Below are 19,793 nucleotides of genomic sequence, written 5' to 3' on the forward strand. Positions count from 1 at the left end.
CGGGCCCGGCGGGCCCTCAGACGACGAGCAGTGCGCCGCAGGTCTCGGTGAGGGTGGCGCGGGCGTCCGCCGGGATGTCGTGGTCGGTGATGAAGCAGTCGAGGTCGGTGAGGGCGGCGAAGCTGCTGAGGCCGACGATGCCCCACTTGGTGTGGTCGGCGACGGCGACGGTGCGGTGGGCGGAGGCGATCAGGGCGCGGTTGGTCTGGGCCTCGGCGAGGTTGGGGGTGGTGAGGCCGGCGTGTTCGCTGACGCCGTGGGCGCCGATGATGAGCAGGTCGACGTGCAGGGAGCGGATCGCCTGGTCGGCGAGCGGGCCGACCAGCGCGGCGGAGCGGGTGGGGGCGCCGCCGGTGAGCAGCAGGTCGGGGCCGTCCTCCCCGGGGTGGGTGCGCAGCAGTTCGGCGACGGGGAGGGAGTTGGTGACGACGGTCAGGCCGGGGACGTCGAGCAGGCGGGCGGCGACGGCGTAGGTGGTGGTGCCGGCCGAGATCGCGACCACGCTGCCGGGCTGGACCTGCGCGGCGGCGGCCTCGGCGAGCGCGGCCTTGGTGTCGGTCTCCAGGCCGGACTTGGCCTCGAAGGCGGGCTCCTCGGCGGCGGCGGTGCGGGCGACGGCCCCGCCGTGGACCTTGCGGACGGCGCCGGTGCGGGCGAGGGCGTCCAGGTCGCGGCGGACGGTCATGTCGGAGACCCCGAGCCGGTCGACCAGTTCGGCGACCTTGACGGCTCCGTGGCGGCGCACCTGGTCGAGGATCAGCGCCCGCCGCTGGGCGGCGAGCAGTACGCCGTCGGTCACTCGGTCCTCCACCGGGGTGTCTGGGGAGCCGTCAGCATAGTCGACCGACCGAACGCTGTTCGGCTCTGGTGCTGTGTGTTTGAATGTGTTGAGTATCCGTGAAGGATCTTCCCATGTCGTGATCGCCCGCTGGAGTAGCCCGATGACCACCGACGCCGCCGACGCCTTCGCCGCCACCTACGGTGACGCCCCCGACGGCGTGTGGGCCGCGCCCGGCCGGATCAATGTGATCGGCGAACACACCGACTACAACCAGGGCTTCGTGCTGCCGGCGGCGCTCCCGCACACCACCCGGGTCGCGGCCCGCCGCCGCGCCGACGGCCGGATCCGGCTGATCAGCGCGCAGGGCGACGGTAAGGTCACCGAGCTGGCCCTCGACGGGCTCGCGCCGGGCGCGGTCCCGGGCTGGGCCGGCTACCCGGCGGGCGTGTTCTGGTCGCTGGCGCAGGCCGGCCACCCGGTGGGCGGCGCGGACCTGGCGTTCACCTCGAACGTGCCGACCGGCGCGGGCCTGTCCTCCTCGGCGGCGCTGGAGTGCGCCACCGCGATCGCCCTGGACGAGCTGTACGGGCTCGGCCTGGACGCCCCGACCCGGGCGCTGCTCGCCCAGCGCGCCGAGAACGACTTCGTCGGCGTGCCGTGCGGCGCGCTCGACCAGATGGCGTCCAGCTGCTGCGTCGCCGGCCACGCCTTCTTCCTGGACACCCGGACGCTGACCGGCCGCCAGGTGCCGCTCGACCTGCCCGCCGTGGGCCTGTCGCTGCTGGTGATCGACACCCGGGTCAAGCACGACCTGGGCGACGGCGCGTACGCCGCGCTGCGGGCGGGCTGCGAGCGGGCCGCCGAACTGCTCGGGGTGCGGGCGCTGCGCGACGTCGGCGTCGCGGAGCTGGCGGCGGCCGAGGAGAAGCTGCCGGCCGAACTGCGGCCGCTGCTGCGGCACGTGGTGACGGAGGACCAGCGGGTGCTGGACACCGTCCGGCTGCTGGACGCGGGCGAGCCGCGGGCGCTCGGCCCGCTGCTGACCGCCGGGCACGCCTCGCTGCGCGACGACTACCGGGTGTCCTGCCCGGAGACCGACCTGGCGGTGTCGGCGGCGAACGCGGCCGGCGCGCTGGGCGCCCGGATGATGGGCGGCGGCTTCGGCGGCTCGGTGCTGGCGCTGGTCGACACCGACCGGCTGGCGGCCGTCGAGCAGGCCGTGCGCGCCGCGTTCGCGACGGCCGGGTTCGGCGCGCCACTGGTCTTCCCGGCCGTCCCCTCGCCGGGCGCGCGCCGCATCGCGTAGGCACGGAGAGCACGCAGGCACGGACGAAGCCCCGCCCGGGAACTTCCCTTCCCCGGGCGGGGCTTCGCACTGCCGCGGCCGAGCCGCCGGAGCTCTACAGCTCGCGCAGCGTGCGGGCGGCGGTCTCGGGGCGGATGTCGTTCATGAACGCGCCCATGCCGGACTCGGTACCGGCCAGGTACTTGAGCTTGCCGGCCGTCCGCCGGATGGTGAACAGCTCCAGGTGCAGGGCGAGTTCGGCCTCGGCGGGGCGCGGCGCCTGGTGCCAGGCGGCGATGTAGGGGGCCGGCTCGGGGAACAGCCGGTCGAAGCGGCGCAGCAGGTCGAGGTAGATCCGCGGGAACTCGGCGCGGGCCGGCTCGTCGAGCTCGGTGAGGTCGGCGACCCGCCGGTTGGGGTACAGGTGCACCTCGTACGGCCAGCGGGCGGCGAACGGGACGAACGCCGTCCAGTGCTCGCCGGCCAGCACCACCCGGGAGTCCGGGTCGCCGAGGGTGGCGCGTTCGGCGGCGAGGACGTCGTCGTACAGGTTGCGGCCGGTGGCCCGCTGGTGCTCGGCGACCTTGGCGAGGGCCTGCGCGGTGCGCGGGGTGGTGAACGGCAGGGCGTAGATCTGGCCGTGCGGGTGGCCGAGGGTGACGCCGATGTCGGCGCCGCGGTTCTCGAAGCAGTACACCTGCCGGACGTCGGGGCGGGCGTGCAGTTCGGCGGTGCGGTCGGTCCAGGCGTCCAGCACCAGGCGGGCCTGCTGCTCCGTCAGGTCGCCGAAGGAGGCGCCGTGGTCCGGGGTGAAGCACACCACCTCGCACCGGCCGGTGCCGGGGGCGAGCGTGTACGGGCCCTCCGACCAGGGCGCGACGTGGTCGGCGGAGGAGCCGGCCAGCGACGGGAAGCGGTTCTCGAACACCGCCACCTGGTAGTCCGCGGCGGGCACTTCGCTGAGCCGGCCGTCCCGCGACGGGCACAGCGGGCACTCGTCGGCCGGTGGGTGGTAGGTGCGGCCCTGCCGGTGCGCGGCGATGGTGACCGCGTCGCCGGTGAACGGGTCGACCCGGACCTCGGAGACGCCGGCCGCCGGGCTCAGCGGGCGGGCGTCGACCGCGTCGCGCACTGCGGGCTCGGCGTCGTAGTAGATCAGTTCCCGGCCGTCGGCCAGCTTGGTCACCGTCTTGTGCACGGCGGCGCTCCCTCGATGTTCGACCATCACATCAAACATTTTCGAACATGAAGCACCGCAATGCAACAACCGGGAGTGCAGAACGCCCGGGGACGTGAACCGGCTCACGTCCCCGGGCGTTCCGTACTGCGTCTTTCGGTGCTACTTCTTCTTCGGCGCCGGCTTGTCCTTGATCCGCTGGGCTTCCTTGCGGACCTCGGCCTGGATGGTGCGCTCGCGCTGCAGCCAGTCCGGGTTCTCGTCGCGGAGGGCGTTGATCTGCTCGGTGGTGAGGGCCTCGCTGACGCCGGCCCGGTTCAGGCCGGTGACGGAGATGCCGAGGCGGGAGGCGACCACCTGGCGCGGGTGCGGGCCGTTGCGGCGCAGGTCGGCGAGCCACTGCGGCGGGGCGGCCTGCATGGCGTTGAGCTCGTCGCGGGTGACGACGCCCGCCTGGAACTCGGCGGGGGTCGCCGCCAGGTAGATCCCCAGCTTCTTTGCCGCGGTCGCGGGCTTCATGGTCTGGGAGCTCTTGGGCTTGGGCGTAGTCATGCGACAAGGGTATAGGGAGTGCGCACCTGCCCAGGTCACGGTGGGTAGCCTGGGGGGTGTGACCGAGATCGAGCAGCCCTCCGCCCCCTTCCGCCTGGTGTACGTGCCCGGGGTGACCCCGACCAAGTGGCTGCGGGTGTGGGGTGAGCGGCTGCCCGACGTCCCGCTGGAACTGGTGCAGTCCACTCCCGTGGACGGGCACGCCCTGCTGCTGTCGGGCGGCGCGGACGCCGGCCTGGTGCGACTGCCGGTGGACCGGACGGTGCTGAGCGCGATCCCGCTGTACACCGAGACCACCGTGGTGGTGTTCCCGAAGGACCACTGGCTGGCCGCCGCCGAGGAGGTCGGTGTCGCGGACCTCGCCGAGGAGATCGTCTTCCACCCGCAGGACGACGTGCTGGAGTGGCCGGACGGCCTCCCGGGCCGCCCCGCGTTCGAGCGGCCCGCCACCACCGGCGACGCGATCGAGCTGGTCGCCGCCAACGTCGGCGTACTGGCCGTCCCGCAGTCGCTGGCCCGGCTGCACCACCGGCGCGACCTGACCTACCGCACCCTCTCCGACGTCCCGCAGTCGCAGATCGCGCTGGCCTGGCCGGAGGAGGCGACCACCGACCTGGTCGAGGAGTTCATCGGCATCGTCCGCGGCCGCACCGCGAACAGCTCCCGCGGCCGGGCCGCCACCGAGCCGGCGAAGAAGCAGCCCGCCGCGAAGAAGGCCTCCGCCAAGGCTGCCAGGTCCCAGTCCCAGCCGGGCGCCCGCCAGCAGAAGCCGCGCCCGGGCCAGCGCGCCGCCGCCACCCGCCAGGGCCAGGCCAAGAAGGGTCGCAAGCGCTAACCCGGCCGCAAGCGCCGGCCCGGCCGCAAGCGCGCGCAGCGGGCGCGGACGGGCGGCCGTCACGCCCCGGGAGCACGGTCCCGGGCCCGGCCGCGACCCGGAGCACGTTCCCGGGTGCGGTTCGTCCTGCGCGCGGACGGATTGACGGTCCGTCAAATGGTCCTCTTGGAGGGCGCCGAGAAGAGTTCCGGCGCCTACCCAGGGGGCTTTCCCGTGAACGAACACGCACCGCAGCACCACCGTCCGAACCGCCTCCGCGGTCGCCGCCGCGGGGTGGCGGCGACCGTGACCGCCGTGGCCGCCGCCGTGGTGGCCGGCGTCCTGGTACCGGTCGCGGCCACCGCCGCACCGCGCCCGGACGCCGTGCAGCAGCGCCTCGACGCCCTGGTCCAGAAGGACGGCGCGCCCGCCGCCCTCGCCACCGTCAAGGGCCGCGACGGCCGTGCCCGCACCTACACCGCCGGGGTCGGCGACGCGGCCACCCGGGCCAAGGTCCCGGTCGACGGGCAGGTCCGGATCGGCAGCGACACCAAGACGTTCACCGCCGTCGTGGTCCTGCAACTGGTCGCCGAGGGCAAGGTCGGCCTGGACGCGAGCGTGGACACCTACCTGCCCGGCCTGGTGCGCGGCGACGGCATCGACGGCCGGAACGTCACGGTCCGCCGGCTGCTCCAGCACACCAGCGGCCTGCCCGACTACATGAACCCCGCGGGCGTGCTCGCCGACCCCGCGCGGTACGCCGAGCCGCGTGAGCTCCTCGACGCCGCACTGACCAAGAAGGCCCACTTCGCGCCCGGCGCCCAGTGGGAGTACAGCAACACCAACTACCTGCTGGCGGGCATGATCGTCCAGAAGGTCACCGGACGCCCGATCGGCGAGGAGATCACCAAGCGCGTCGTCGACCGGATCGGCCTGCGCCACACCTACTTCCCCGTCCCCGGGGACATGACGATCCGCGAGGCCCACCCCAAGGGCTACCAGCGCGCCGCGGACGGCTCGCTGCGCGACTACACCGAACTGGACCCGTCCTGGGGCTGGGCGGCCGGCGCGATGATCTCCACCAACACCGATGTCACCCGGTTCTACGACGCGCTGCTCGGCGGCCGCCTGCTGCCCGCGGCCCAGCTCGCCCAGATGCGCACCACCGTCCCCGCCGAGGAGCTCGGCGCCGGGGTCCGCTACGGCCTCGGCCTGGCGAGCCGCCCGCTCTCCTGCGGCGGGCTCTCCTGGGGTCACGGCGGGGCGATCCCGGGCTACGAGAACGCCGGCGGCACCACCGACGACGGCCGTTCCGTGAACATCACCGTGACCGTGTTCCCGGGCAACGACGACACCGTCGCGCACCTGGACCAGGCAGTGGACGAGGCGCTCTGCCGCTGACGTCCCCGGGTGGCCCGTGCCGGTTCCCCGGCGCCGGCCACCCTTCTTCCTCCCAGCAATGGAGTCCCGATGAACGAGCACACCCCGCGGCGCTCGGCGCGCCGCAGCCGCACCGTGCGGTACGCCACGGCCGCCGCCGGGCTCGCGCTGACCGCCCTCGCCCCGACCGCCGCCTCCGCCGCACCTCGCCCGGACGTCGTGCAGCAGCGCCTCGACGCGCTGGTGGAGGAGGACGGGATGCCCGCCGCCCTCGCCGCCGTCAAGGGCCGGGACGGCCGCAGCCGCACCTACACCGCCGGTGTCGGCGACCTGGCCACCGGGGCCAAGGTCCCGGTCGACGGGCAGATCCGGGCCGGCAGCAACACCAAGCCGTTCACCGCCGTCGTCGTCCTGCAGCTGGTCGCCGAGGGCAAGGTCGGCCTGGACGCGAGCGTGGACACCTACCTGCCCGGTCTCCTGCGCGGCGACGGCATCGACGGCCGGAACATCACGGTCCGCCAGCTGCTCCAGCACACCAGCGGCCTGCCCGACTACCTGGACGCCCCCGCGCTGGCCGACTTCGTCCCCATCCAGTACCGCTACTTCGAGCCGCGCGAACTCCTCGACGGGGCACTGGCCCAGAAGGCGCTGTTCGCCCCCGGGACCGACTGGATGTACAGCAACACCAACTACCTGGTGGCCGGCCTGCTGATCCAGAAGGTCACCGGCCGCCCCTACGGCGAGGAGGTCACCAAGCGCGTCATCGACCGGATCGGCCTGCGCCACACCTACGTCCCCGCCACCGGGGAGACCGCCCTCCGCGAGCCCCATCCGCACGCCTACCTGGCCGCCGCCCCGGGCGCGCCGCGGATCGACTACACCGAGATGGACACCTCGATGGCCTGGTCCGCGGGGGCGGTCGTGTCCACCGACACCGACCTCAACGCCTTCTACGGCGCGCTCCTGACGGGCCGTCTGCTGCCCGCCGCCCAGCTCGCCCAGATGCGCACCACCGTCCCCACCGAGCTGCTGGGCCCCGGCGTCCGCTACGGCCTGGGGATCCAGAGCCGGCCGCTGTCCTGCGGCGGCCTGGTCTGGGGCCACGGCGGCACCGGCGCGGCCCATCGGAACCGGGGCGGCGTCACGGAGGACGGCCGGGCCGTCAGCATCACCGTCACCACCGTCCCGGACGCGGCCACCACCCGGCGCATGACCGACGCGGTCGACACGGCCCTCTGCCGCTGACCTCCGCCCGACGCACCGTCGGCCCGGTTTCCGTTCGTGTTCCCGCAGGTGGCGCGGTATGGCCCCCATGATGGTCGGCGGGCATCCTTGCCGTACCGACCGAGGAGAGAAGCCACCATGGTGCACGCACGGGCCGGGCAGCCGGCGCAGCCGCAGGACCTGATCGACGTCGCCCGCCTGGTGACGGCCTACTACACGCTGCATCCGGACCCGGCGGTGGTCGGTGAGCGGGTGGCGTTCGGGACGTCCGGCCACCGGGGCTCCTCGGTGCGGACGGCGTTCAACGAGGACCACATCGCGGCGACGGCGCAGGCGATCTGCGACTACCGGGCCGAGCAGGGCACCACGGGGCCGCTGTTCCTCGGCATCGACACCCACGCGCTGTCCGAGCCGGCCCGGGCGACCACGCTGGAGGTGCTGGCGGCGAACGGCGTCACGGTGCTGCTCGACACCGCGGACGGCTACACCCCGACGCCCGCCGTCTCGCACGCCGTCCTCGCCCACAACCGCACCCTTCCGACGGCGCTCGCGGACGGCATCGTGGTGACGCCCTCGCACAACCCGCCCGCCGACGGCGGGTTCAAGTACAACCCGCCGCACGGCGGCCCTGCGGACTCGGCGGCCACCGGCTGGATCGAGCGCCGCGCCAACGAGTTGCTGGCCGGCGGGTCGAAGGAGGTCCGCCGGATCCCGTACGCGCGGGCGCTGGCGGCCGACACCACCGGCCGGTACGACTTCCTGGGCGCGTACGTGGACGACCTGCCGGCCGTCGTCGATCTCGCCGCGGTGCGCCAGGCGGGGGTGCGGATCGGCGCGGACCCGCTGGGCGGGGCGTCCGTCGCGTACTGGGGTCGGATCGCCGAGACGCACCGGCTGGACCTGACGGTGGTCAACCCGCTGACCGATCCGACCTGGCGGTTCATGACGCTGGACTGGGACGGGAAGATCCGGATGGACTGCTCCTCCCCGTACGCGATGGCCTCGCTGATCGACCGGCGGAACGACTTCACGCTGGCCACCGGGAACGACGCGGACGCCGACCGGCACGGCATCGTGACGCCCGACGGCGGGCTGATGAACCCCAACCACTTCCTGTCGGTGGCCATCGACCACCTGTTCCGGCACCGCGAGGGCTGGCCGGCGGCGGCCGCGGTCGGCAAGACCCTGGTGTCCTCCTCGATGATCGACCGGGTGGCGGGCGCGCTCGGCCGGGAGCTGCTCGAAGTCCCGGTCGGCTTCAAGTGGTTCGTGGACGGGCTGCTGAACGGGACGGTGGCGTTCGGCGGCGAGGAGTCCGCCGGGGCGTCGTTCCTGCGCCGCGACGGCTCGCCGTGGAGCACCGACAAGGACGGCATCCTGCTGGCCCTGCTGGCCTCCGAGATCACCGCCGTCACCGGCCGCACCCCCTCCGAGCACTACCGCGACCTGACGGCCCGGCACGGCGACCCGGTCTACGCCCGGGTGGATGCCCCCGCCGACCGCGACCAGAAGGCCGCGCTGGCCGCGCTCGACGCCTCCCGGGTCACCGCCGACACGCTGGCCGGCGAGCCGATCACCGCTGTCCTGACCCACGCCCCGGGCAACGGCGCGGCGATCGGCGGTCTGAAGGTCTGCACCGAGAACGCCTGGTTCGCGGCCCGCCCGTCCGGCACCGAGGACGTGTACAAGATCTACGCGGAGAGCTTCCACGGCGCCGAGCACCTGGCGCAGGTCCAGGCCGAGGCCCGCGCCCTGGTGGGCGAGGTGCTGGCGAAGGCCTGACGCACGGACGGCCCGCCGGGAGCGTCCCCGGCGGGCCGTCGGTGGGCCGGTGCGGCATCAGTGCTGGCGGCGCAGGTGGGTGTGCAGGTCGTCGAGGACCTCGGCGGCCTGCGGTTCGCCGATCTCGCGGCACCAGGCGATGGCGGCCTCCAGCCGGGTCAGCGCGTCCTGGGTGCGGTCGAGGCGGTTGCCCTCGACCAGGGCGGCGTAGCGGATGGACTCGGCGCGGGCCAGGTTGCCCTCGGGGCCGAGGGCGCCGAACGCGGCGATCGCCAACTCCATCTCGGCGAGCGCCTCCTCGGGGCGCCCGAGGCCGACCAGGGTGCGGCCGCGGGTGTCGTGCAGGGTGCCGTCGGGGCTGCCGCTGCCGAGTTCCAGGCCCTCGCGCCGGGCGTGCTCCACCACCTCGGCGGCCTCGTCGAGCCGGGCGAGGGCCTCGTCCCGGGCGTCGGGGCCGCGCGTGTCGGCGGTGACCCGGGCGAGGCGCAGCAGCATGTCGAAGGCGGCGTCGGCGTGCGGCGCGGCGCGGTGGCTGTCCAGGGCGCGCTGCCGGGCCAGGTCGGCGGCGGGCCACTGGCCGGCGCGGGCCAGCGCCACGGCGGCCTCGCAGGCGACCGCGGTGTGCACCTGGCCGTCCTCCCAGCCCGCGGCGAGGTCGGCGACGTGCAGGAACTCCTCGGCGGCGGCCCGGTGTTCGTCGAGCTCGCGCAGGGTGCGGGCGAGGTCGAGCCGGATCTGCGCCTGCTCGCGGACGTCGAGCGCGGCGAAGCCCGGCTCCAGCCGGACGGCCTCCAGGACGGCGGCGGCGTCGGCGAACCGGCCGGTCTCGGCCAGCGTCTGGCCGAGGCGGCCGCGGGCGGAGGCGGCCTCGTCGGCCTCCCCGGCGTGGTCGAAGCGGGCGGCGGCCTCGGTGAACGCGCGGGCGGCGGACTCGTGTTCGCCGCGGGCGAGGTGGACCCGGGCCAGCAGCATCTGCACCCGGGCGGGGACGGCGCTGCGGTCGCCGTACTGGGCGGCGACCTTCAGCCCGCGCTGGGCGAGCTCCTCGGCGCGGCCGAACTCCTCCTGGTGCAGGGCGAATTCGCCCTGCCAGCCGTGGACGGCGACCAGCTTCCAGGGGATCTCGGCGGACTCGATCCGGCGTTCGGCCCGCTCGATCAGTTCGACGGCGGCCTCCTTGCGGCCGGTCAGGAAGTAGGCGCGGGCGAGGAGTTGGTGCGCGTTGACCTCGGTCGGCGCGTCGTCCTGCCGGACGGCCTCCTCGCACAGGCGGGCGATGGCGGCCTCGGTGCGGGTGAGGTCGCGCCCGTCGAGGTCGTCGCCGAGGTGCCGGTGGCTCTCCGGCACGTCCTGGCGGATGGCGAACACGGCCTTGGCGTGCAGCACGGCGAGCAGGGCGTCGCCGGCCCGGGGGGCCTCGGCCTCGACCAGCTCACGGACCTGCTGCTCGTACGCGTCGAGTTCCGCCGCCGGACCGGTGACGGCGTCGGTCTCGCCACCGGCGTCGGCGTCGGTGCCGGTGTCGGTGTCCGCGTCGGCGTCCTGTTCGGGCAGGACCAGGGCCAGCGCGCGGCAGCCGATCGCCTGGGCGGCCCGGCCGACCTGCTGGTAGAGCTCGGCGGCCTCGGTCAGGTGGGCGGCCAGTTCGCGGTCGGGCAGGCCGTCGCGGCGGGCGCGCTGTTCGGCGAGTTCGGCGCGCAGCAGGTCGAGCGGCCCGAGCTCGGGGTCGTCGGGGTGCCGGTAGCCGTCGGCGGTGGCGAGGGCCTCGATGCGCCGCCACAGGGCGACCGCCTCGGGATGCCGCAGGTCGTGCAACTCGCGGGCACGGACCACCAGTTCGGCGACGCTCTCGGATCCGGCCGGAGCGGCGGGCTGCGCTGCCGCCGCCGGGGCGGGCGCGGGGGTGGCGGCGCGCAGGCCGAGGGCGAGCGGTTCGGCGAACAGCGGGGTACGGGCCAGGCGCTCGCGGCGGGCGTCGCCGACGGCGGTGGTGCCGCCCCGCTCGTCGAAGCGGGCGGCGAGCGCGTCGCCCTCGGTGCGCAGTTCGGCGAGCAGGGCGTCGACGGTCCAGCTGGTACCGGGCGGGCCGGCCACCGGGAGGTCGCCGTGGCCGGTGGCGGCGAGGCGGGCGAGCAGCTGCTGGGTGCCGGTGAGGAAGTGCAGGCGGGCGAGCGGGTCGCCGTGCTGCCCGAACAGGTCGCGGTTGTCGGCGAGGATTTCCAGGCCGCGCGGTTCGTTGCCGGTGAGCGCGCAGAACTCGAGGTGCAGGCCGATCTCCTCGGCGGCCCGGGAGCGTCCGCGGGCCCACCGGTAGCCGGTGAGGTGGAACGAGCGGGCGTCGTCGACCCGGCCGGACCGCAGCAGCGGCAGCAGCGCGTGGGCACGGCTGACGTGCGGCTCCTCGGCGCACGAGTGCCTGCCGTCGAACACCGACTGCCAGACGCCGAGCGCCCGCCGGTCGTCGCCGAGGCGGACGAAGTGCCGGGCCTGGGCGCGCAGTTCGCACGCCTGGCAGTCGCTGAACGAGGAGCGGCGCCGGCCGGCCCACAGGTCGAAGGCCTGCTCGACGTCCTGGCCGGTGAGCGCGGCGAGGTGGTACTGCTCGCCGTAGTAGGGCTGGAGGTCGTGGCCGGCCGTGCGGTAGTGCTCGCGCAGTTCGCCGTGCCAGCGGCGGACCGCCTCCAGCGGGACGTCGGGGACGCTGCGCAGGGCGTGCGCGACCCACTTGTAGCGCCAGTCGGTGGCGCGCTGCGCCCAGCCGTCGAAGGCGTCGGGGTGCTTCTTGCGCAGGGTGACGATCCGGGCGAACACCACCGGGAGCTTGCGCCGTTCGGCGTCGTTCTCGTACGCCTCCATCAGGTCGAGGAGGGCGTAGGCGAGCAGCTCGGGCTCGTCGAACTGCTCGGCGGCGTCGACGAGTTCCTCGGCGGTGACGGTGCGCTGCCGGCCGTGCGGCTGTTCGTCGTTGGCGCGCAGGGCGGCGCGGACGGCGTCGATGGTGTCGAGCATCACGGCTCCCGGTGCGGCGTGGTGGGCTCGTGGCCGAGCATGGCGTGGTCGAGCAGGGCGAGGAACGAGCGGTTGAGCAGCGCGGATTCGCTGGCCTTGAGCGGGCGCCGGGTGAGCAGCAGGGCCTGGCCGTACAGCGCTTCCACGGTGGTGGTGGCGAGTTCGGGGTGCCGGATCGCGGCCGCTCGCCGGACGAGCGGGTTGAGGTGGTTCAGGACGAGCTGGGCGCGCGGCGCGGAGCTGCCCAGCGAGCCGAGGATGTCGGCCCACAACCCGTCGGCCTGGTCGGCGAGTTGGGTGCGGGTGCGCTCGTGCCGGGCTTCCCGGTCGTCGAGCAGCAGGGCGGGGGCGCTGCTGGGGTGGAAGGTGCGCAGCGCGACGTCGCAGTCGAACCGGCCGAGGACTTCGCGGGCGGCGGCGAGGAACGCGGCGGCGGCGAGTTCGGTGGCCGGGTCGACGTTGTCGAGGTGCGCGGTGACGGTGGCCGGGTCGAGGTCGGCGACGGTGGTGCCGGTGCGGATCTCGGGCAGCCGGTGCACCAGGTCGCGGTCGTAGGTGTAGCCGCCGTTGACCACGCCGAGGCCGGCCGCGCCGGCGATCGGGGCGACCTGCCGGAACTCCTCGACGGTGCGGGTGACCAGGATGACGGGGTGGGCGCGGGCGAACTCGTCGAGGGTGACGTTGCCGTCGGTGGTCTCGAACGGCAGCCAGGGCAGCAGCATCCTCAGCAACTGGTCGTCGTGCCGGGCCAGCGACTTGACGGCCAGGTGGTGGACGGCGAGGAAGCGGTGCAGCAGCCCCGGGTCGCTGGCGGACAGGCCGGTCAGCCAGTCGCGGATCCGCAGCCCGAGCGCCTCGCGGACGGCGGCGAGGGTCTCGTCGGCGTACAGCGCCTCGCGGGAGGCGGTGGGGCGCAGCCGTTCCGCGTCGACCACGCAGCGCACGAAGAACGCCCATTCGGGGAGCAGTTCGTCGGCCTGGTCGGAGAGCAGCATGCCCTTGAGGTGGACCCGGTGCCCGGCGCGGCGGGACGGCGGGACGGCTTCGGGCAGCACGTAGGCGACGCCGCTGAGGCCGACCAGCGGCAGGTCGAGGTCGATGGTGTCGAGCGGGGTGAAGTCGAAGGTGTCGCGGCAGTGCGTGGTGAGCGCCTCGCGGCGGGCGGCCGGGTTGTCGTACCGGCGGGCCCAGGGCGCGGGCGTCTGGTTGATCTGCGTGCTGCGGCCGGCCGCGTCGACCACCGTCACCCGGTGGCGCAGCAGGCTGCCGTAGTGCCGGGCGAGTTCGGTGACCCGCCCGGTGGAGGTCCACTCCTCGGCGTCGGCGCGCGGGGTGAGGGTGACGGTGGTGCCGGGCTCGCGGCGGGCGGAGGCGGGCAGCGTGGTGATGGTGTACCGGCCGTCGGAGCGGCCGCGCCACTCGATCACCGGGGCGTCGGGGGTGCGGGCGGAGCGGGTGCGGACGGTGATCTCGTCGGCGACCACGAAGCAGGCCAGCAGGCCGATGCCGAACTGGCCGATGAACTCGGCGCGGGCGTCGGCCAGTTGGCCGGCGTCCAGGGCGCCGTCCGGGGTGCGCTTGGAGCTGCGGCCGATGGTGGCGAGGAAGGTGTGCACGTCGGCCTCGGTGAGGCCGACGCCGGTGTCGGAGACCGAGAACTCGTCGCCGGCGGTGACGGTGATCGCGGCCGGTGCGGCCGGATCCAGCTGCTGCCGGGCGGTGATCGCGTCGACCGCGTTCTGCAGCAGTTCGCGCAGGTAGACCCGCGGGCTGGAGTACAGGTGGTGGGAGAGCAGGTCGACCAGTCCGCGCAGGTCCACCTGGAAGGTGTGCGCGCTGGAGTCGTTCGGGGTCACCGGGCGGGTCCTTCGCTTCGGGGTTCGGTGCGGGTCACTTGGCGGCGGCGGCGCTGCGGGTGAAGGCGGCGACCGGGTCGCCGAGGTACGCCCACGGGGACTTGGTGACGCGGCCGTCGAGCTCGGTGAACACCCGGCTCGCGGCCCGGTTCTCGCCGCACAGCGCGAACGCCATGGCGAAGGCGTTGTGCGCGCCGATCCAGGTCCGGTCGCGGACGAAGTCCGGGTGCCAGATGGAGCGTTCGGCGGCCTCGTGCAACGAGTGGGCGACGCCGGCGCTGCGCATGTAGCGGCCGTCCTCGCCGTTGTCGAGGTCCAGCCAGTGTTCGAGGTGGGCATACGCGACGAGTTCGCCGAGCCGACTGCCCTCGGGGGCGGCGAGCATCGAGGTGCGGGCGAAGGAGTGCATCTGCTCGTGCGAGCCGCCCCATTTGGCGCACTTCTGCTGCAGCCGCTGCCGGTAGGACGACGGGTGGTGCGGGAGGCGGCGGACGGCGGCCTCGAAGCGGCGGGTCGCGGTCTCCTCGGGGACGGACACGCCGCGCCCGGTGATCTGCAGGAAGTACCAGGGGCCGAGCCAGTCCGGTTCCCGCTCGGCAACCTCGAACAGCTGCTCCTCGGCGCGTTCCAGCCGTGCTCCGAACACCTGCCACTGGTCGGCGCCGACGTACTTGGCGCGGGCTCCGCTGCGCGCCTCCCAGCCCCAGACCAGCTGCCGGGCGCCGGAGACCAGCAGCGCGAGGGTGTCCTCGGGGTCCTGCTCGACGGCGCGGCCGGTCCACCCCTCGCTGCCGGACAGGTCGGTGATCACGTCGATCATGGTGACCAGGTCGGCCTGGTCGCGGGCCTGCGCCAGGACGGCCCGGACACCCGGCCAGTCGCCGGCCGCGCCGCGCTCCCGCAGCCGCGTCAGCTCCGGGTCGCCGTAGGCCGGGTCGAGCACCGGCCCGACCTTGGCCCGCCGCCGTGTCAGCCTGTCGAACAGCCCCATCCCCATGGTCCCCTTGTGCCGAGCCGATCTGCGGGGGCCGCCGCACGGCCGCCCCGGACGGAGATTCCTATCACGTCCGTGCGACAGGTGTGCGAATCATTTCGCGGGCCGGTCACCGGGGCGGCCGGGGGCGGTTCAGCCCCGGCCGCTGATCCGGTCGGCGAGGCCGGCCAGCGGGGAGGTGGCGGCGTGCTCGTGCCGGTCGGCATGCCGGTAGGCGGCGTACAGCCCGTGCACGCCGAGCCAGCGCAGCGGTTCGGGCTCCCAGCGGCGGACCCGGTGGCCGACCCAGGGCAGCTCGGTGAGTTCGGTCCGCTCCCCCTTGCCGAGGTGGCGCAGCGTCAGGTCGCGCAGGGTGCGGCCGGCCAGGTTGGAGGTGGCGACGCCGCTGCCGACGTAGCCGCCCGCGAAGCCGAGCCCGGTAGCGGGGTCGAGGTCGACGGCGGCGCACCAGTCGCGGGGCACGCCGAGCACGCCGGACCAGGCGTGGTCGATCCGGGCGTCGGCCGCGGCGGGGAACATCTTCCGCAGGATCTCCCGGAGTTGGGCCACCGTGCCGTCGGGGGTGGCGCCGTCCTGGTCGATCCGTGAGCCGTACCGGTACGGGTAGCCGCGACCGCCGAGCGCGATCCGGTCGTCGGCGGTGCGCTGCGCGTACATGTAGGCGTGCGCCTCGTCGCCGAGCACCTCGCGGCCCTCCCAGCCGATCGCGTCCCACACCTCGGCGGGCAGCGGCTCGGTGGCGATCATCGAGGAGTTCATCGGCAGCCAACTGCGCTTCTGACCGGCCAGGTTGGCGGTGAAGCCCTCGGTGCAGCGGAGCACCGCCCGGGCCTTGACGCTGCCGTGTGCGGTACCGACCCGTCCGGGCGCGATCGTGGTGACGGGCGTCGACTCGTGGATCCGCACCCCCGACCGCTCGGCTGCCGCGGCGAGTCCGACCACCAGCTTGGCGGGGTGCACCCGCGCCCCGTTCGGCGTCCAGGTCGCCCCCAACACGCCCGGCACGTACAGCCGTTCGGCAGCCTGCTCGGCGCTCAGCAGGTGCACCTCGTCCGCGCCGAACGCCTGCTCGTGCGCGAACCTGTCCTTCAGCCGCGACAGTTGGGCGGGCGTCCGGGCGAGCTCCAGCACTCCGCCGCGGTGCGCGTCGCAGTCGATGCCCTCGGCCTCGGCCGCCCGCAGGGCCTCCGACACCGTGTCGTTCATGGCGAGTTGGAGCCGCCGCGCGGCGTCCTCCCCGTGCAGCCGGGCGTAGCGTCCCCGCCCGGCGATGCCGTTGTACAGCCACCCGCCGTTGCGCCCCGAGGCCCCGTACCCGCAGAACTCGCTCTCCAGCACCACGACTTCGAGCTCGGGTGCGGCCTGCTTCAGGTAGTAGGCGGTCCACAGTCCGGTGTATCCGCCGCCCACCACGCAGACGTCGGCCTCGATGTCGCCCGCTAGCGCCGGCCGCCGCTCGGGCAGCCCGGTTGCCGCGTACCAGAAGGAGATGCCGCCGTTGACGGTGGTCATGTGCTGTCCTGCTTCCGCCGGTGTGGAGAGCTCGATGCGTGCTGGGACGGTAGTCGGGCCACCGCGGGCCCGGCAACGGACACCGTGTCAGGCCGCCTGCCCGCGGGCTGACACGGTGTCCGGGTCACCGAGGGCCTGTCCTCAAACCCCGCCTGCCCCAAGCCCCCTGGCACGCACACTCGCCGCGGGGCTGCGGCACGGGCTTGAAGACAGGCCCCACCTGGGCCGCCTCACTCGGCGGCGAAGACCTCCTGCCCGCCGACGTAGGTGCGCAGCACCCGGGTGTCGGCGATCTCCTCGGCCGGGGCGGCGAACGGGTCGCGGTCGAGCACGACCAGGTCGGCGAGGTGGCCGGGGCGCAGGATGCCGGTGTCGTCGAGGCGGTTGAGGTGGGCGGTGCCGGCGGTGTAGGCGGCGAGCGCGGTGGCCAGGTCGAGGCGCTGCTCGGGGAGGAAGACCGGGGTGGCCGGGTCGGCGCCGGGTTCGCGGCGGTTGACGGCGACGTGCAGGCCCTCGATCGGGACGGGGCTGGAGACCGGCCAGTCGCTGCCCGCGGCGAGGGTGGCGCCGGCCCGCAGCAGGTCGCCGAACGGGTACTGCCAGGCGGCGCGTTCGGGGCCGAGGAACGGGATGGTGAGCTCGTCCATCTGCGGTTCGTGGGCGGCCCACAGCGGCTGGATGTTGGCGATCGCGCCGAGCGCGGCGAACCGCGGCACGTCCTCGGGGTGGACGAGTTGCAGGTGGGCGAGGTGGTGGCGGTTGCCGCGGCGGCCGTTGGCGGCGAGCGCGGCCTCGACGGCGTCCAGCGCCTCGCGGACGGCGCGGTCGCCGAGGGCGTGGAAGTGCACCTGGAAGTCGAGCGCGTCCAGGGCGGTGACGTGCTCGCGCAGTGCGAGCGGGTCGACGAAGCTGAGGCCGCTGTTGCCGGTGGCGCAGCCGCAGCCGTCCAGGTAGGGACTGGTGAGGGCGGCGGTGAAGTTCTCCGCGATGCCGTCCTGCATGATCTTGACCGCGCCCGCCCGGAACCGTCCGTGGCTCAATTTCTCGCGGCGGGCGACGAGTTCGGGGATCTGCTCGGCGCCGCGCTCACGGTCCCACCAGAGCGCGCCGACCACCCGGGCGGTCAGCGTGCCGTCCTGCGCGGCGGTCAGGTAGGCGTCGGACGGGTCGGGGTTGCCGCCGAACTCGCCGAGCAGGGCGTCCTGCCAGGCGGTGATGCCCAGCGAGTGCAGCATCCGCTGGGCGTCGAGCAGGCCGGCCAGCCGGTCGGCGAGGGTGGCGGCGGGGGCGTGCTTGCCGACCAGGCCGACGGCGCCCTCCTGGAGCATGCCGCTGGGGGTGCCGTCGGGCTCGCGCTCGATCCGGCCGTCGGCGGGGTCGGGGGTGTCGCGGGTGAGCCCGGCGGCCTCCAGGGCGCGGGTGTTGGCCCAGGCGCCGTGGTGGTCGCGGTTGGCGAGCAGCACCGGCCGGTCGGGCACTACCCGGTCGAGCAGCTGCCGGGTGGGCAGGCCGCCGTCGAAGCTCTCCAGCGACCAGCCGCCGCCGGTGATCCACTCCTTCTCGGGGTGGGCAGCGGCGTACTCGCCGACCAGCCGCAGGTAGTCGTCCACGCCGACGGTGCCGGTGAGGTCGCAGGAGGCCATCTCCATGCCGCCGTAGACGGCGTGCACGTGCGCGTCCTGGAAGCCGGCGATCAGCAACCTGCCGTGCAGGTCGACGACTTCGGTGCCGGGACCGACCAGCTCCCGGACCTCGTCGTGGCCGACGGCGGTGATCCGCCCGCCGGTGACGGCCAGCGCGGTGGCCCGGGTTCGGGCGGCGTCCCCGGTGTGGATCGGGCCTCCGGTGAAGACCAGGTCGGCACGGGTCATGGTGGAACCTCGAACTTTCTTTGCGATCAGACGGATTGGGCGCCGTCGAAGTACGGCGAGCGGCGGCCCCAGCGCGACCAGGCGCCGGCCAGCAGTCCGGAGCCGATCATCAGGACCGGCACCGAGAGTTCGAACCAGCCGTTGTCGGCGGCGAGTTCGAAGTGGTCGGTGGAGGAGTAGAAGGTCCAGGCGAGGTAGCCGCCGACCAGCAGCAGCACCACGCCGCCGAGCAGCGGCGCGACCACCGCCGTCAGCCCCTCCCTGAGGTTCTCGCGCAGCAGGTGCCGGAAGCGCACGGCGGAGGCGATCGCCACCAGCGCGTAGTACAGCGCCACCACGATTCCGATGGCGTTGACGGTCGCCGAGATCAGCTCGGTGACGGTCGGGATGACCAGCGAGACCGCGGCCAGCGCCAGCGCGATGCCGGTGATCAGCCAGGTGCCGGTGGCCGGGGTGCGGTGGCGCGGGTGCAGCCGGGTCCACACCGGACCGAGGGTGCCGTCGCGGCCCATCGCGTAGGTGCCGCGCGCGGTCGGGATCACCGCGGCCTGCAGCGAGGCCGCCGCGGAGAACATCAGCGCCACCAACGGCAGTGCGGCCAGCGGCTGGTGGGCGAGCCGCTCGGCGAAGTACGCCAGCCCGGTCGCCCCGTTGTCGGCCAACTCGTCGATCGGCAGCACCCGTTGGAACGCGGTGCCGGCGAACAGGAACAGGCCGAGCATCAGCAGCAGCGACAGGAACCCGCCGCGGGAGGCGTCCTTCGGGTCGTGCACCTCCTCACCGACGCTGAACACCGACTCGAAGCCCCAGTAGCAGAACACCGCCAGCACCATGCCCTGGGCGAGCGCGCTGAGCGACGGGATCTCGAACGGGTTGTACCAGGACAGGCTGAACGGCTGGTCGCCGGCGAACAGGCCGTACCCGCAGAACGCGATCAGCACCGCGTACTCGAAGATCAGCAGCCACTTCTGCAGCGCCGCCGCCAGGTCCAGTCCGCGCACCGCGACCACGGTGGCGGTCAGCAGCACCAGCATGCCGATCAGTGTGCACTGGACGCTGGAGTCGGGGTCCAGCGCCACGCCCGGCAGCTCGTGCAGCCCGGCCTTCCCGACCAGCTGGATGATCGCCGAGCCGGTGACGGTGGTGGTGTAGGCCATGAAGACGATCGTGGTGACGATGTTGACCCAGCCGGTCAGGAAGCCCAGCCACGGGCTGAGCGTCCGGCCCACCCAGCGGTACGAGCTGCCGGCGTCCGGCTCGACCCGGTTGAGCCGGCCGTAGCCGCAGGCGATGCCCAGCACCGGCAGGAACGCCAGCAGCATGATCGCCGGCAGGTGCAGTCCGACCACGCCCGCCATCAGGCCCAGGCCGATGCCGATCGAGGTGGTGGCCGCGGTGCTGGACGCGGCGATCACCACCACCGCGCCGACGCCGAGCGACTTGCGCATCGTACCGGGAGCAGCACCGTCGGGGACGGGGCCGCTGTCCTTGATCGTCGTCGCCAAGGGATCACCGCCGATTCTCTCGTGGGGGAACGCCCTTACGGTGGGCGCGAG

At 74.2% G+C, this 19,793-nt stretch carries 14 protein-coding genes; 5 read left to right on the forward strand and 9 right to left on the reverse strand.

The features are described from left to right. Nucleotides 1-16: 16 nt before the first annotated feature. The gene (locus ACI1MP_RS07200; RefSeq protein WP_043910838.1) at nucleotides 17-799 is read right to left on the reverse strand and encodes a DeoR/GlpR family DNA-binding transcription regulator; all 783 of its coding nucleotides are present in this window, start codon (nucleotides 797-799) and stop codon (nucleotides 17-19) included. 142 nt (nucleotides 800-941) lie between these two features. Here ACI1MP_RS07200 and galK point away from each other — a divergent pair, with 142 nt between their 5' ends. Continuing rightward, the gene (galK, locus tag ACI1MP_RS07205) at nucleotides 942-2,087 is read left to right on the forward strand and encodes a galactokinase (RefSeq protein WP_404868066.1); all 1,146 of its coding nucleotides are present in this window, start codon (nucleotides 942-944) and stop codon (nucleotides 2,085-2,087) included. Between the two features lie 94 nt (nucleotides 2,088-2,181). Here the strand turns inward: galK and galT are convergent, their stop codons facing one another. Further along, nucleotides 2,182-3,264, reverse strand: coding sequence for a galactose-1-phosphate uridylyltransferase (gene galT / locus ACI1MP_RS07210; RefSeq protein ID WP_404868067.1), 1,083 nt, complete (start codon nucleotides 3,262-3,264; stop codon nucleotides 2,182-2,184). 141 nt (nucleotides 3,265-3,405) lie between these two features. Beyond that, on the reverse strand, nucleotides 3,406-3,795 hold the full coding sequence (locus tag ACI1MP_RS07215; RefSeq protein WP_404868068.1) for a DUF5997 family protein: 390 nt from the start codon (nucleotides 3,793-3,795) through the stop codon (nucleotides 3,406-3,408). 58 nt (nucleotides 3,796-3,853) lie between these two features. Here ACI1MP_RS07215 and ACI1MP_RS07220 point away from each other — a divergent pair, with 58 nt between their 5' ends. From ACI1MP_RS07220 to pgm, 4 genes are all read left to right on the forward strand, one after another. Next, entirely contained in the window at nucleotides 3,854-4,630 is a 777-nt protein-coding gene (locus tag ACI1MP_RS07220; protein ID WP_043910832.1) for a LysR family substrate-binding domain-containing protein, read from the forward strand. 213 nt (nucleotides 4,631-4,843) lie between these two features. Beyond that, on the forward strand, nucleotides 4,844-6,010 hold the full coding sequence (locus ACI1MP_RS07225) for a serine hydrolase domain-containing protein (protein WP_404868069.1): 1,167 nt from the start codon (nucleotides 4,844-4,846) through the stop codon (nucleotides 6,008-6,010). Between the two features lie 69 nt (nucleotides 6,011-6,079). After that, nucleotides 6,080-7,234, forward strand: coding sequence for a serine hydrolase domain-containing protein (locus ACI1MP_RS07230; RefSeq protein ID WP_404868070.1), 1,155 nt, complete (start codon nucleotides 6,080-6,082; stop codon nucleotides 7,232-7,234). A 117-nt stretch (nucleotides 7,235-7,351) separates the two neighbouring features. Next, nucleotides 7,352-8,995 (forward strand): phosphoglucomutase (alpha-D-glucose-1,6-bisphosphate-dependent), encoded by a 1,644-nt coding sequence (gene pgm, locus ACI1MP_RS07235; RefSeq protein WP_380333095.1) that lies wholly within the window; start codon nucleotides 7,352-7,354, stop codon nucleotides 8,993-8,995. A gap of 57 nt (nucleotides 8,996-9,052) precedes the next feature. Here the strand turns inward: pgm and ACI1MP_RS07240 are convergent, their stop codons facing one another. The 6 genes from ACI1MP_RS07240 to ACI1MP_RS07265 all read right to left on the reverse strand — a co-directional run bounded on the left by ACI1MP_RS07240 (nucleotide 9,053) and on the right by ACI1MP_RS07265 (nucleotide 19,685). Further along, on the reverse strand, nucleotides 9,053-12,004 hold the full coding sequence (locus ACI1MP_RS07240) for a hypothetical protein (RefSeq protein ID WP_404868071.1): 2,952 nt from the start codon (nucleotides 12,002-12,004) through the stop codon (nucleotides 9,053-9,055). After that, entirely contained in the window at nucleotides 12,004-13,860 is a 1,857-nt protein-coding gene (locus ACI1MP_RS07245; protein WP_404868072.1) for an HSP90 family protein, read from the reverse strand. Before ACI1MP_RS07245 ends, ACI1MP_RS07240 begins: the two co-directional genes overlap by 1 nt. Before the next feature lie 34 nt (nucleotides 13,861-13,894). Then, a complete protein-coding gene (locus ACI1MP_RS07250) occupies nucleotides 13,895-14,851 on the reverse strand; it encodes a hypothetical protein (protein WP_404868073.1) in 957 nt (318 codons plus the stop codon). 135 nt (nucleotides 14,852-14,986) lie between these two features. After that, a complete protein-coding gene (locus tag ACI1MP_RS07255; RefSeq protein ID WP_380333099.1) occupies nucleotides 14,987-16,366 on the reverse strand; it encodes an NAD(P)/FAD-dependent oxidoreductase in 1,380 nt (459 codons plus the stop codon). A gap of 230 nt (nucleotides 16,367-16,596) precedes the next feature. Continuing rightward, the gene (locus ACI1MP_RS07260) at nucleotides 16,597-18,237 is read right to left on the reverse strand and encodes an amidohydrolase (RefSeq protein WP_404868074.1); all 1,641 of its coding nucleotides are present in this window, start codon (nucleotides 18,235-18,237) and stop codon (nucleotides 16,597-16,599) included. Nucleotides 18,238-18,263: 26 nt separating this feature from the next. Then, nucleotides 18,264-19,685 (reverse strand): APC family permease, encoded by a 1,422-nt coding sequence (locus ACI1MP_RS07265; RefSeq protein ID WP_380333211.1) that lies wholly within the window; start codon nucleotides 19,683-19,685, stop codon nucleotides 18,264-18,266. Between the last annotated feature and the right edge of the window lie 108 nt (nucleotides 19,686-19,793).

Source organism: Kitasatospora griseola (assembly GCF_044999035.1).
In the GTDB taxonomy this organism is placed as follows: domain Bacteria; phylum Actinomycetota; class Actinomycetes; order Streptomycetales; family Streptomycetaceae; genus Kitasatospora; species Kitasatospora griseola.

Coding starts and splice junctions, on each gene's coding strand:
- galK (WP_404868066.1), top strand. CDS start 942: ATGACCACCGACGCCGCCGACGCCTTCGCCGCCACCTACGGTGACGCC.
- ACI1MP_RS07215 (WP_404868068.1), bottom strand. CDS start 3,795: ATGACTACGCCCAAGCCCAAGAGCTCCCAGACCATGAAGCCCGCGACC.
- ACI1MP_RS07230 (WP_404868070.1), top strand. CDS start 6,080: ATGAACGAGCACACCCCGCGGCGCTCGGCGCGCCGCAGCCGCACCGTG.
- pgm (WP_380333095.1), top strand. CDS start 7,352: ATGGTGCACGCACGGGCCGGGCAGCCGGCGCAGCCGCAGGACCTGATC.
- ACI1MP_RS07240 (WP_404868071.1), bottom strand. CDS start 12,004: ATGCTCGACACCATCGACGCCGTCCGCGCCGCCCTGCGCGCCAACGAC.
- ACI1MP_RS07250 (WP_404868073.1), bottom strand. CDS start 14,851: ATGGGGCTGTTCGACAGGCTGACACGGCGGCGGGCCAAGGTCGGGCCG.
- ACI1MP_RS07255 (WP_380333099.1), bottom strand. CDS start 16,366: ATGACCACCGTCAACGGCGGCATCTCCTTCTGGTACGCGGCAACCGGG.
- ACI1MP_RS07260 (WP_404868074.1), bottom strand. CDS start 18,237: ATGACCCGTGCCGACCTGGTCTTCACCGGAGGCCCGATCCACACCGGG.
- ACI1MP_RS07265 (WP_380333211.1), bottom strand. CDS start 19,685: ATGCGCAAGTCGCTCGGCGTCGGCGCGGTGGTGGTGATCGCCGCGTCC.